Below are 13,344 nucleotides of genomic sequence, written 5' to 3'. Positions count from 1 at the left end.
CCTCGATTATCGTTCTTGTACTATAGCAATCACCCGGGATAATTCCACCAGAAGCTCCTCAGCGTCCCTAAATCCAGAATCAATCTGCAGAAGTCTCCTGATCACCATCCTGGTATCATGATGAATGGTAAGTTCTTCTTCCCAGCTTCTTTCCTTTTTCATCTTCGGTTCATAAGAAGAATACAATAAAAATAACAGAAAGTGCCCGATTGCGTAGAAATCACTCTTTCTCGATTTATCCCTCATATAATCCTTATGTTTTCCCCGTATAGTCTCTGATGTTGCATCCATTTCACAAGCAAGACCAAAATCTATTATTTGAAGCGTTTCATGATCCAGTAAAATATTTGGGATCCTTAAGTCTCGATGAACGTATCCATTTTCATGTATCCATTGAACCAGGATGACCAATTGTACACCTAACTTTAGTGATTCTCCCTCCGAATATGTTTTTCCTTCTTTAAAAATTAACTCCTCAAATGTATGACCGCGCATTTTTTCCATTACGAAATAAGGGGTCTTCCTATACTTACCCGTTGTATAAACGGATGGAAACGCTGGATGGGATAAAGTTTGTAGTGCATTCATTTCATTTTGAACATATTGGGCGTGATTAGAAAATAACTTTTTGTAAGGGCGAATTCTTTTTAATATGGCTTCTTTTCCACTCGAGTGGTCGATGACCGAGTAAGTTGTACCATAGCTTCCTTTTCCAACTAATCGGATGATATGGTAGCCATTGATGTTTTCGCCAGGTCTCCACGTCCGCTCAAAGCCATCGATCAGTCTGCGAAAAAGAGTGTGTAGCATAACCCGTTTCCTCTCATTCCATCAACTGCTAAAAAAGCTGGAAAAAAAACTTTTGCTCTTATGCTTCTTATAATGCTGATGTCCAAAATGTTTATGTTTAGGTGATTTATACTTTCTCCACGCATCACTGGAGCTGTATCGATGGTGTTTCGAACCTAACAGACTTTTGATTATTTTCCTTAACATAAGCAAACCTCCCTAGAATGTTTCTTATCCACTTGTATAACTATATACGTTTCATTTAGAAATTAGTTTCAAACATAAAAAAATTTCTTGGTGGAGTGTGATCCCTTGACCTTTTCACCGTTTCATAAGTTTTTAAACCTGATCAAGCCCGGAAACAATGACCATGCGAGGCCGCTTCTTAATGAGAAATCTATTTGTGGACTTTATTATAGAGCAATCCAAGAGCCTGCTCCGATTGTTTATTTCCCTCAGGATCTTGAATTATATGAACGTATTGTGATGAAAGTAAGGGATGCTAATCTCAATAACATAACAAGAACTGCATGTTACATTGATTTTTTCAAGAAACACCCTGAAATCCAATGGTCGTTTCTTGCTCATATGGTATCCAGGAATGCTGGCTATCATATGACTGACATTCGAAATAATCTGCTTTCACACGTCTTGTCCAAAAAAGAGCAAAAAGCGATTTTCTCATTTCTCGAATTGTGTAACTCAGCCATTTTTCAAGATGTGTATCCTCAACTATTACTATATGAACAGTGGAAAAATACGGGGCATTCTTCTTTTCATCTTCTGAAAAAATTCAACGTTTCCATTTTCATGAATAGTATATGGAATGATTTTCTTACTACGAATAATAAACAAGTTTTAACCATAGGGCTCATCATGAATGAACAACATATGATACAGAAGAGAATATTAACAGATATGAAGAAACCAATTGGAGTGGAAGAATGGCTTTTTCTATTGCAGGATCGTTTAGAATTCGCTTCTATTCTCTTCCCATATGGAAATCAATCTCCCTTCTCTCTTGCTGGGCTTTCTGTATCTCACTTTGAACAGGTTAAGCGCAGAATTCTGTTAGGCAAGAAGTTGTACGGAATTTTATTTCATCACTCTGTGTTTCCATCTGCATACTCATTTGCGATTAACCATTCCCACAGCGGATCTAGAGCAGACTATTGGCCACATATTTATTCCAAAGAAGATAAAATAAATCGTCTATATAGTCCCACTTTATGTTCTGTTTGGGATAACATGCCTTCTTTCACACCCTCTCCGGCTGACTGGTTTACTGACCAGCCGATCGAAGTGATGGCACCTCTTATGACGATGATGATGCCTTATCGTTTTTCTATGACAAGAAAGTGGAAAGCATTGACCTCATTACTTGTGAAACTAAAGAGGGATTAACTCAAAATAAAGTGCCTCCATGTTTTTCCGCAACCCGAAAAACACGGCAGGCACTTAAGAGTTAATCCCCATTATGTGAAAGGACATTCCTTACGATGTGATATCCAATTCGATGGTTGAAAAGATCCTATACATCTTCTTCCCATTCTTCATCAATGATACATTTGGCAATCAGATACTCGAATGTGATATCCGCTATTTCTTCCAGCTCATCTTCTGACGGTACATATCCTCTTTGAACGAGTTCTTTCATGAAGAACTCGGCAATTTCCTCGGTGTCGATAAAGACTTCTATCTCCCGCATGTGATCGCCCCCTTTGATTCTCAATTTATGACAGGATCCTTCCAGTTATGCTATGAGAAAAAAGTTTTCATAAGACTTAAGAGACAAGCATAGACTTTATCATCAAAGATAAGGAGCGATTCGATGTTAAACACATTTACTCAAAAAACGAAAACGATTTTAAAAGATTTAGAAAATGGTGAGGGAATGATTGTTTCAGGTATGCAGTGGATTCTTCGGATTGTATTGCTATCATTTTTAGTCATAAGCGTTCCAGTTTTTCTCTATATCATGTGGCTTATTCCTTCTCTTTAACAATAGATTGTGAGTTTGTATGAGTTCTCAATTGTTCTAACACATAGTCCATCTTATTCTTATATTTAGTATCTTCAAAGAGAAGATACAGTGCTTTGTAATCATTATAATGATCCAGGAGCTGATCAATCCAACTTGGCTTTGGGTGAGCAGCTGAACGAAGTGATTTTATTTTGCCTTCTTTTTTCTGTGGAAATACGAATCCGTATTTCTTAATAAAGGCCTCTGCTTGCTCTTCATCTGCAACTAAGGTGATTTCATCTTCGTCTGCTTCTAACCACTCTCCATCTGTAATTCTCATTAACTCATAAATGACGTCTTCCCAGGCATCGTCCTTATAACGCCATATTTCCGTCCTGAATCCTACCACTTTAAAGAGGTCCTCTTCATACCCCTTAACAATTACAAGATCTCCGAATAGAAATTTATATTCAATATCAATCTGTTCCTGTTCAAAAATGTATCCATCATAAGAATCAAGCAATTCTAGTGCTTTCTCCTTGAAAAGCCCTTCACTTTCGTTTACCTCATATAAAAACTCACCATCGAGTTTTTTAATATCGGTGATTTTTCCAACAGTACCATAGATTGTTACGACTACCGTTTCTCCAACTCTGAATCTAGGCTCTTTTCGTTTCTTCATTCTCCCCTCACCCTTAATCGCCTTTTTTATATGATATGCAACAAGAAGCATATCGGTATACACGAAAAGCCTTTTTAAAAAAGGACCGACATTTGTCTAGTACAAATGTCAGTCCTTTGGCTTTAAGGATAATCAGGTCAAACTTTTTCTTCCAATAAATAGGCGTCCCATGCCATATCGAAAATGGACATATTTTCAAGATAATGACCATTCATTTCAAGGTAAGAACTAATCTCATGGTATTGTTTTGATTGTTTAGGAAAGCTATGGTCATCATAAGCTGAATTTGCGAAATGAGTTAATTCATCCTTGGCAGTAGGCTGCCTATATTTCATTAAATAGTGATAAAAGGATTTTCTCACCTGTTCCACCTACCCTTGTTGTTTCTTTTCTAAAAGGATAGCCGAAGAAGATGAATTCGTAAAGTGTTTGCTTTACGTGAATTCTTTTACCGAAATGATCCACGGTTAATATCGGAAGTAATTTTTCTTTAGTAATCGGGGGAGTTCCATTAAATCTGTGTACGTGATCACTTTATCGATTAAATTGGTGTTGATTAACATAAGCTGGTCTTCTATTTCATTGATGACCGCTTCTTCCTGATACTCCATTCCACAATGACTGCAGCTCATACCGGGGACATTCGAGATTTGAATCGCTCTAGTACCATCGGGGAGCTCCCAATACACGTTCGATTGATCCTCATGAGCTGTCTTACCTTCACACCATTCGCATATTTTTGCCTTATTTTTATCCATTGATAGTTTTTTCCTTATCATCATTTTTATCTTGTTCCATTTTTGATAGCATCGCTTTATGCTTCTTTTCTTTAAGCTGATCTCTCTTACCTCTAAAATCCTTGAGGGAATTGTGATCCGGATTTTCCTGATATTCCTTTCGACGTTCCAAACGCTTAAGTCCGCTCGGGGTGAGTGAAGAATGGGTTTGATTCATCAAGCCGGCAATTCCAATGGTAGGTTCTTTAATCTTTTCATCATGATACACTTCTTTAAAATAATCATCTGCCCTGCCCGCTACGTATTCTTCAGGTTCCGGATAGGTTGAGATGACTCCTTCAAAATTACGGACGACCACTTTAGAAGCACTTTGAGAAATAAGATAATTCGGCTGCAGGGAAATTTTCCCTCCACCACCAGGGGCATCTAACACAAAGGTAGGTACGGCATAGCCGGATGTATGTCCCCTTAAGCCTTCAATAATCTCCAGTCCTTTGGAGACAGGTGCGCGGAAGTGGCCGATTCCTTCTGATAAATCGCATTGATAAATATAGTATGGACGTACCCTGATCTTAACAAGGTCGTGCATAAGCTTTTTCATAATAGGCACACTGTCGTTTATACCGGCGAGAATAACCGCTTGATTCCCTACAGGAACCCCTGCATTTACGAGCATCTCGCACGCTTTCTTGGACTCTTCCGTAATTTCGATCGATGTATTGAAGTGAGTATTCAACCACACGGGATGATATTTCTTCAGGATATTACACAGGTTCTCGGTGATCCGCTGTGGAAACACTACGGGCGCCCTCGTTCCAATTCGGATGATTTCAACATGTGGAATCTCTCTTAAATTCTTTAAGATGTATTCAAGAATCTGGTCATTAATCAGCAGGCCATCCCCACCCGACAGCAGTACATCTCTTACACTGGAAGTATCCCGGATATATTCAATGGCCGCATCAAGTTGCTTCTTTGGTACGCCCATTCCAATTTGTCCCGAAAACCTTCTTCTCGTACAGTAACGGCAGTACATGGAGCATTGATTGGTTACGAGAAATAACACTCTGTCAGGATATCTGTGCGTCAATCCAGGAACAGGGGAATCTTCATCTTCATGTAAAGGATCCTCCAGGTCATACTTCGTTTTATTAATTTCCTGTCCTATCGGAACGGATTGCATCCGGATAGGGCATCGCGCGTCATCCTCGTTCATTAACCATGCATAATAAGGTGTAATATTAAGCGGGATCGTTTTGGTCGAAATCTTTACACCTTCCTCTTCATCCGGTGTCAGGTTTACCACTTTCTTTAGGTCATCAAGGGTCCTGATGGTGTTTGTCAGCTGCCATAACCAATTATTCCATTGTTCATCCGTAACGTCTTTCCAGAGCTCAATATCCTTCCAATCCCTTTTCGGTTTATAGAGATTCATTTCCATCTACTCCACCAACTTTCAAAAAAGTATCTTTCAACCAGGAACAGAACTATACATTAGCCTATGAAATAGAATCCCAATCGGTTTTCATCCTTTTACATGACACTTAAATCTTTTTCCCAAATGTTCATATCTTCCATTTTGTCGAAGATGATGCAATTGTTCGCCAGTCTTCCGCCGTATCGATATCCGAGCTGATGGAATACCGCATTCATACCAAATGAAAGTGCCCTGGCAATCGTATAGGCACAGAAAATGTCGCGGTTAAGTAATTCCCATTCCAACTTTCGGATCAGGTGTTTCATATACCCGCCTTTGCGATAGGAAGAGCGTGTAGCACAATCCGTCAATTCAGCGTTCTTACAGGTTGATGACACTTCGGCGGAAGCAGCACTGATGATACTTCCTTCCTCCTCGATATAAACAAAGATTGTCCCACTTTTCATTGACTCTCTCACATAGTCGGGATTGTGTAATGGTACAGGATATAACTTAAATACTTCCTGATAAAGGTCGGCCAACTGCCCTGCATGCTCTTCGGTCGCGACGGAAATCGGTATAGAACCTTCGCTTTCATGTTTACCGAGCTCCTGGACGGATTGAAGAATGGCATCCTCATCCTTCCAGTACGAGCTATTTCTTCTTTCATCTGTTAAAAACTTACTCATAAAAAAAGCTTTATCCCCATTAAAGTATGCGTTTACTCCCCCCTCCAAGATGAAACCTTTTTCGAAAAAATAGAGAGATTGATCCCTTCTTGCTTTCACAATTACCTTTTCATAAAGATTGGACTGAGCTTCCTTCTTCACATACTCCCACAATAATACCGGGTTGCCTCTAAATTCATCCACCCGCAGCCTTCTGTTATAGCCATCTTTATAAATAGCAGCTTCTATCTTCGGTTTTTTAATATATTCGTATGTCTGCATTCTTATAAGCCCCTTTTTTACCAACATATGAAGTGATAAGGTAAGTTATGAAACAAACCATTATAAAAAGGAACAACCTATGTCTTAAATCATGAGAGTTGTTCCTTCTGGGGATGATATGAAGTTAATAAACATTGAAGCTGACCAACGGTATGTGAAAGGGTAAATATCATTTATTACTCTATACCCATTTACAGGAAAATTATGACTCTTTATTACACCAATCCAAAATAAATAAGGAAAGTATTTCAGCAGTCTGATAGATTTTATTCAATTCGATGTATTCGTTTGCGTCATGGGCCACTTCAGTTGTTCCAGGACCAAATACGACGACCGGAATATTCCCTCCCCTAGATAGGATTCCACCATCCGTTCCCCAGGGAGAGGCTTCGATGATTGGGGTGGTTTGCAATACTTCATTGGCATGATAGCAAAGCTTTTCCACTAATTCATGCTCACAGGAAAGTTCTCCCGGCTGCCATCTTCCACCAAACCATTCGATTTCCACAGGATGATGATCAAACCATGAATCAACCTTATCCATCTTAGAGAGGGCATCTTCTACCTCTTTTTCTACTTGTTGTAAGGACTCCCATGGTGCAACCCCCACCCTCCCCTCAATGATAGCAAGATCAGGAACGGAAGATGGCCACTTCCCGCTTTCAATTTTTCCAATATTGATGGGTATTGGAATGGGAATATTTCTATACAAAGGATCATCCACCCTCTTGTTTCTGGATAATTCAAGTTCTTGAAGAGTTTGAATGACGGTATAGGCTTTATCAATGGCGTTTACCCCTTCATACCTGGTGCCCCCATGTGCCGATTTCCCTTTTACTTTCAGGCGGAACCACATGGATCCCTGTTGCTTCGGAAAGATCTTCATGTTGGTGGGTTCGGGAATAATGGCAGCATCTGCTTTGTACCCTCTCACTAAGGCGGCAAGGGTCCCGGTCCCGCCACTTTCCTCCTCTATCACACTTTGAAAGAGGATATCACCTTTCAGTGGGATGTTTAACTCCTTAACAACTTCCAATGCAAGGAGTAAAGCAACAGATCCCCCCTTCATATCGGTTGACCCTCTTCCGTAAAGCCTTCCATCTTCAAGCACACCACCGTAAGGGTCATAGGTCCAATTCTTCCTGTCACCTTCTGGTACGACATCGATGTGTCCATTTAACAAAAGACTCCTGCCCCCACCTGTTCCTTTTAACACACCCACTACATTTGGATTGCCTTCGAAGTTCTCACGATCACAACGATAAAAAGGATGATCACAGACATCCGATTCTTTCACTTCCCAAATGTCCAACTCCAAGCCAAGCTTCCTGCATTTCTCGATGACAATCGCCTGTGCCTTAGATTCATTGCCCCTTACACTATCTTCCTGCACTAACCTTTGCAGGAGCTTGATTGTGCTTTTCTTTTTTTCTTCTATTATTTCTTTGATGAGACGGTGAGTTTCCAAATCGGTTCCTCCTAGTCTATATACTTGATAGCGGGGCCAAGGGTATATCGAGCTTCTGTTGTCTCTTCAATATCTTGAAGTGTATATGGATTAAATAGTTCTTTTAATATCAATCGACCATCTTCAATTGTAAATACGGCCCTGTCTGTTATAATCATTGAAACACATGATCTCGTGGTTAATGGAAGCGTGCATTCCTGAACGATTTTGCTGCCCCCTTTTTTATCCAAATGGGTCATGAGCACTATGACTCTCTTTGCCTTAGAGGCAAGTTCGGTTGCACCTCCCATCCCCGGTACTTTTTTGCCTGGTATGATCCAATTGGCAAGATCGCCTTTTTCACTGACTTGCAGGGAGCCCAGAATTGTTAAATCGACTTTGCCTCGGCGAATCATGGCAAATGCAATCGAGCTATCTGTATAACACCCTCCTTTCATTAATGAAACAGGGTATCCTCCCGCATTACACAAGTTTTCGTCCTCTTGCCCTTCCCCAGGTGCAGGTCCGATTCCAATAATTCCGTTCTCCGATTGAAAAACAACGGGAACCCCCGTGGGAAGATGATTTGGAACAAGTGATGGTATTCCTATCCCTAAATTTACAATCATATGCTCTTTCACTTCCAAAGCCGCACGCTTAGCTAACTTATCCTTTATTTCGTTTCCCAGGCCCATTTCCAGTCGACTCCTTTAGATAAAACAATATGATCTACAAAAACACCCGATGTGACGATTTCCTCAGGATCCAACTCCCCTGCATTCACGATTTCTTCTGCCTCAACAATCGTGATATCTGCTGCCATAGCCACAAGGGGATTCGTATTTCTGGCACTCTTATCATAAATAAGGTTTCCATATGTGTCGGCTTTTTTGGCATATACTATCCCAACTTCAGCAACCAGCGCTGTTTCATACAAGTAACGTTCCCCATTTACCTCCAGTATCTTTTTCCCTTTATTTAAATAAGGATCTTCCACACCAATTTCTGTCACGATACCCTTCAACCCCACTCCACCAGCCCGGATTCTTTCGGCCAGTATACCTTGTGGTGAGAATTCAACTTCAAGCTTCCCTTCACTCATTAATCGACCTGCTACCGGGTTAGACCCGATATGGGAAGCAATCACCTTCTTTACTCTGTATTGTGCAACCAGTTGTCCGATTCCGATATGAGGAAAGCCTGTATCATTTCCAATAATCGTGATATCCTTCGTTCCCCAATCCAATAAGTGCTTACATATAGTAGGAGGAGAACCCACCCCCCCAAATCCGCCAAACATCAAAGTCATTCCATCATTAAAAAAATGTTTTATATTTTCATAGCTGCTTTTTTTATTATGAAGACGGGACATTTTTAGATCTCCTTCCAATTCTCTTCTACTAGTTGAAAGGTTCTTCTGAGTCTTTTAACCATTTCCTCGAGCTCCCTTTTCGAACTGTTCAATGGAGGAGCAACCATAATGGCGGATCCCTTCCTCCCATCTATCCCCGCCGCTGCGGGATATAATAAAATCCCACATTCAACCCCGGCTTGAACAATATAAGAAGTAAATGGTGCTCCAAGGGGATCAAGCTCTATTCCCAACATCAGTCCTTTTCCTCTCACATCTTGCACAAAGGAAAATTCAGTTTTTATTTTTTCTATTAGATTTTTCAAATATGTTCCTTTATGATCGACACCTTCAATCATCTTTTCTGAATCAATCAGTTTTAGAACAGCAAGTGCTGCTGTTGCCGACATAGGATTTCCACTAAATGTATGACCGCTCATAATGACTCTTGACCCATTCAAAATCGGCTCCATAATGTTCTCGGAAATGAGCGTGGCAGCAATGGGGGCATATCCTGCACTTAGTCCTTTTCCTATCGCTACAATATCGGCTTTCACTTGCCACTGCTCTAAAGCTAAAAAGGTTCCAGTCCGACCACAGCCTGTCATCACTTCATCTGAAATAAACAAAATATCATGTTTCTCACAGATTGACTTTATCCTTTTATAATAACCTTTTGGAGGAGTAATCGCCCCACCTGCTGCACCGATGATCGGTTCTGCCATAAAGGCAGCAATATTATCGGCTCCTATTCTGCTGATCATCGTTTCTAATTGAGAAGCACAGGCAAGATCACATGATGGATGCGTTTTTCCAAAAGGACAGTGAGCACAATAAGGCGGCTCGACGGTCGGCCAGTCACCTAAAAAGGAGTCGAAGCGTTCTCTTCTGGATGGATGTCCGGATGCAGATAATGCACCGAAAGTGATACCATGGTAACTCAGCCATCGGGATAAAATCTTTCTTTTCATCGGTTTTCCTTGTTCCTGCCAATGCTGGATGGCAATTTTGATGGCCGTCTCAACCGCCTCAGAACCACTATTAACGAAGAAACTCCATGGATAGCCTGTCTTATCGTTAAGAAAGGCCGCTAAATCCTCTGCAGGCTGATTACTGAATTGAGAGCGATACACAAATGCCACTTTATTTCCTTGATTCACAATCGATTGAAGAATTTCTTCCATGCCATGTCCTACATTTGCCGTAACCGCTCCGGAACAAGCATCTATATACTCCCGGCCATCAGTATCGTACAAATACACCCCTTTTCCATAATCGATTGTCGGATAGTGTTCACCAATCAACGGCTTTATTAAATGCGAATGAGGCATAATCCCCCTCCTGAAAGAATCAGATTCGTACTCTCTTTCGATTCGCTCATCTGGTTGCATAAAAAGATTTCCCTACCATTATTCATATGTATGAAAAACAGAATCTTTCTTTTCTTTAAGAAAAAAGAATAATACAAATGAATTTTTATTAAAGCTCAAAGCCTCATCAAAAATAACAATTTTTTTCATTAGGCTCTTCTCGTAAAGTTTGTTGCTATTGTAGAGGAGAAAGTAATAGTTGATTTCCGCTCCAGGATGCTCGCTTTCCGCGGGGCTGGCGGTGAGCCTCCTCGGCTGCGCCTCCGGGGTCTCACCTGTCCAGCTATTCCCGCAGGAGTCGAGCATCCTGCAGCGAGAATCAACTTTCTGAGCATGAATCCTTAATGAAAAACATTTAAAACAAGAATTTTAGCAAACAATCCCATTTAAGGTGAGTAGGAATTGTTTTTCCTTTTAACAAAGAAGAAACTTTTATAGTTGCTTTGTTCTCTTGCACACCTTGATGCTCTGTCAAAAAATTTCTGTTAAAGATGGTGAGGGGAACTGCGCAGACTCCGGCGGATTTTGGGCGTGCCGAGACCCCGTTCGGCTAAGCTGAGGAAGCTCGGCCGAACGCTAGCTGCAAGCGGAGCAGTTCCCCTCACCATCCAGCATAAACCTGGTTGACAGAGCCCTGGCAGATTCTATGCTAGAAAACAACAATCTTTGCTAAAAGAGCCTTTCAATAAGAGTTTATTGAGTGAAATGTACTAAGATTCTTAAAAATTCGACAAAAAGTTTACAAAGTGACTAGATAAATTAGGTCGATATGTATAAAATAATGGTAAGTTCATCCTATGATGCTACTTTTTGCTTATCTTCAGGAGGGGGAAATGGTGAAAAAGACTAGAGAAAAATATCTAAAAAAAGCACCAAAAATGAAGAAAAATAAGAAAGAAAAACAAAAAAAGACATTGGGAGCCTTCTCATATTTCCGGACAATCCGGGGAAAAGTGGTTCTGTCTTTCGGTTTATTGACCATTGTCCTTCTAGTCCTTGCCTCAACTTCTTACTTCAATATGATGAAGCTTGAAAAAGAGATCAACACGCTGATTACATATGATATGCAGGTTGATACAAAGGTGAAGGATTTATCGAAGGTATTAAATGAGATTGAAATTGGAGAACAAGGCTTTGTCATTACAGGGGCCACGGGATTTCTTGCCCCCTATCAAAATGGTAAAGGTCAGGTAGAAAGTCACATCGAAGAATTGAATACTCTATTACACGACGATCAGGAGCAGCTTGATAAATTGGATAAGATAGAAGCTCAATATGGATTTTGGATTCAGTTCGTTGATCGGGTAATCGAGACAAGGAAAGATAAAGGGCTTGAGCAAGCAGCAACACTTGTTGAATCTGGTACGGGTAAGAAGTACCTAGACGGAATCCGCTCATATGTAGATATGATTGTTGTCGACCAACAAAAGGATCTGAATAATCGTATTGATTCTCTAAATCAACAGGTTTTCCTGTCCAAAGTCGTTACCATTGGCTTATCGGCATTTGCGGTTTTATTGGCTATCTTCTTCGGCATCATTTTATCTCATACAATTAAGACGAACACCAGGAAAATCAGCCGCTCTATTTTAGAGATAGCAAACGCAGGCGGAGATTTAACAAAACGAATTCATGTGAAATCCAAGGATGAGCTAGCTGACCTGGCATCTGATACAAATCAGCTTATCGCCGGAATCGCCATCCTGGTAAAACAGGTTTCGGAAATGGCCGAAAACGTATCAGCCAGCAGTCAGGAACTTCTTGCTTCAGCCGAAGAAACATCAAGGACGATTACTTCCATTGCAGAAACATCCACTGAAATTGCAGCTGGAAGCGATCAAACAACAAGTCGGATGTCTACCTCATTAGAAAAAATGAACAGTTTGGAAGAAGCCGCCCGTTTTTTATTCAATCAAGCAGAACAAGTACGAGAAACTGCACGTGATATGAGGGTGGTTGCTGAACGAGGCGGCAAAACCGTTCAAGCCTCTTCAACTAAAATGTTGAACATTGAAGAAACCATGTCCAATACAAGTGAAACCGTCGAAGCGTTAGGACAGCGTTCATCACAAATTACGACGATTATAGGTACCATTACTGATATTGCAGAGCAAACCAACCTTCTTGCATTGAATGCTGCCATTGAAGCGGCACGTGCCGGGGAGCATGGAAGAGGCTTTGCCGTTGTGGCAGATGAAGTCAGGAAACTGGCTGAACAATCCCGACAAGCGGCAAAAGGTGTTACAGAAATCGTACACAGCATTCAAGAAGAAGTGAATGTCATTATTAAGCAAAATTCAGATGGAGTAAAAGAGGTTATCGCAGGAGTCGAAATCACAAATGAGACAAACGCCTCCCTTGAAGATATACTAAACCAAACCACAAAAACAACAGTTGTAGTGGATGAGATGGTTGGTCACATTCAGGAAACCCTTAGTCTCAGTCATGATGTAGCAGCTTCATTTGCCCTGGTCAATGAAATTGCTGAAGCTACTGCTTCTAACACAGAAACCACTGCTGCTGCCTCCGAGGAAGGATCAGCTGCGATGGAACAAGTAACGGCAAGCGCTTCAGAGCTTTCACAACAAGCGGAAAAATTGAAAGAACTTGTTTCAAGTTTTAAAATCTAAGACTAAAA

Annotated in this window: 14 protein-coding genes; 3 read left to right on the top strand and 11 right to left on the bottom strand. The window is 40.7% G+C overall.

Annotated features, from left to right (window positions below; genetic code table 11):
• Positions 1-6 precede the first annotated feature (6 nt).
• Positions 7-810: a serine/threonine protein kinase gene (locus tag ACQKFO_RS03020; protein WP_427596807.1), complete on the bottom strand. Its 804-nt coding sequence runs from the start codon at positions 808-810 to the stop codon at positions 7-9.
• A 291-nt stretch (positions 811-1,101) separates the two neighbouring features.
• Between ACQKFO_RS03020 and ACQKFO_RS03015 the strand changes: the two genes are divergently transcribed.
• Positions 1,102-2,193: a DUF2515 family protein gene (locus ACQKFO_RS03015; RefSeq protein WP_427596806.1), complete on the top strand. Its 1,092-nt coding sequence runs from the start codon at positions 1,102-1,104 to the stop codon at positions 2,191-2,193.
• A 127-nt stretch (positions 2,194-2,320) separates the two neighbouring features.
• Here the strand turns inward: ACQKFO_RS03015 and ACQKFO_RS03010 are convergent, their stop codons facing one another.
• Positions 2,321-2,497: a YozD family protein gene (locus ACQKFO_RS03010; RefSeq protein ID WP_148969368.1), complete on the bottom strand. Its 177-nt coding sequence runs from the start codon at positions 2,495-2,497 to the stop codon at positions 2,321-2,323.
• A 123-nt stretch (positions 2,498-2,620) separates the two neighbouring features.
• On the opposite strand from ACQKFO_RS03010, the gene ACQKFO_RS03005 reads away from it, so the two are divergent.
• A complete protein-coding gene (locus ACQKFO_RS03005; protein WP_427596805.1) occupies positions 2,621-2,791 on the top strand; it encodes a hypothetical protein in 171 nt (56 codons plus the stop codon).
• Here the strand turns inward: ACQKFO_RS03005 and ACQKFO_RS03000 are convergent.
• The 9 genes from ACQKFO_RS03000 to ACQKFO_RS02960 form a co-directional block, all read right to left on the bottom strand.
• On the bottom strand, positions 2,775-3,434 hold the full coding sequence (locus ACQKFO_RS03000) for a hypothetical protein (protein ID WP_427596804.1): 660 nt from the start codon (positions 3,432-3,434) through the stop codon (positions 2,775-2,777). The two genes, ACQKFO_RS03005 and ACQKFO_RS03000, sit on opposite strands and share 17 nt — an antisense overlap.
• Before the next feature lie 137 nt (positions 3,435-3,571).
• A complete protein-coding gene (locus tag ACQKFO_RS02995; RefSeq protein WP_148969370.1) occupies positions 3,572-3,796 on the bottom strand; it encodes a YozE family protein in 225 nt (74 codons plus the stop codon).
• Between the two features lie 105 nt (positions 3,797-3,901).
• Entirely contained in the window at positions 3,902-4,192 is a 291-nt protein-coding gene (locus tag ACQKFO_RS02990) for a YokU family protein (RefSeq protein WP_427596803.1), read from the bottom strand.
• Positions 4,185-5,612 carry a lysine 2,3-aminomutase gene (gene ablA / locus ACQKFO_RS02985; RefSeq protein ID WP_427596802.1) on the bottom strand — a complete coding sequence of 476 codons (1,428 nt, stop codon included), beginning with the start codon at positions 5,610-5,612 and terminating at the stop codon, positions 4,185-4,187. Before ablA ends, ACQKFO_RS02990 begins: the two co-directional genes overlap by 8 nt.
• A 92-nt stretch (positions 5,613-5,704) precedes the next feature.
• Positions 5,705-6,538: a putative beta-lysine N-acetyltransferase gene (gene ablB / locus ACQKFO_RS02980; RefSeq protein WP_427596801.1), complete on the bottom strand. Its 834-nt coding sequence runs from the start codon at positions 6,536-6,538 to the stop codon at positions 5,705-5,707.
• Positions 6,539-6,740: 202 nt separating this feature from the next.
• Positions 6,741-8,006, bottom strand: a complete 1,266-nt coding sequence (locus ACQKFO_RS02975; RefSeq protein WP_427596800.1) for a peptidase — start codon at positions 8,004-8,006, stop codon at positions 6,741-6,743.
• A gap of 11 nt (positions 8,007-8,017) precedes the next feature.
• Positions 8,018-8,680 (bottom strand): 3-oxoacid CoA-transferase subunit B, encoded by a 663-nt coding sequence (locus ACQKFO_RS02970; protein ID WP_427596799.1) that lies wholly within the window; start codon positions 8,678-8,680, stop codon positions 8,018-8,020.
• Entirely contained in the window at positions 8,659-9,357 is a 699-nt protein-coding gene (locus tag ACQKFO_RS02965) for a 3-oxoacid CoA-transferase subunit A (RefSeq protein WP_427596798.1), read from the bottom strand. Before ACQKFO_RS02965 ends, ACQKFO_RS02970 begins: the two co-directional genes overlap by 22 nt.
• 2 nt (positions 9,358-9,359) lie before the next feature.
• The gene (locus ACQKFO_RS02960; protein WP_427596797.1) at positions 9,360-10,667 is read right to left on the bottom strand and encodes an aspartate aminotransferase family protein; all 1,308 of its coding nucleotides are present in this window, start codon (positions 10,665-10,667) and stop codon (positions 9,360-9,362) included.
• A gap of 872 nt (positions 10,668-11,539) precedes the next feature.
• Between ACQKFO_RS02960 and ACQKFO_RS02955 the strand changes: the two genes are divergently transcribed.
• Positions 11,540-13,336: a methyl-accepting chemotaxis protein gene (locus ACQKFO_RS02955; RefSeq protein WP_427596796.1), complete on the top strand. Its 1,797-nt coding sequence runs from the start codon at positions 11,540-11,542 to the stop codon at positions 13,334-13,336.
• Positions 13,337-13,344 lie beyond the last annotated feature (8 nt).

The organism is Rossellomorea sp. NPDC071047 (assembly GCF_050270195.1).
In the GTDB taxonomy this organism is placed as follows: Bacteria; Bacillota; Bacilli; order Bacillales; family Bacillaceae_B; genus Rossellomorea.
The sequence above is the reverse complement of the archived record's forward strand: the minus strand, read 5'-3'. Positions and strand labels throughout refer to the sequence as shown.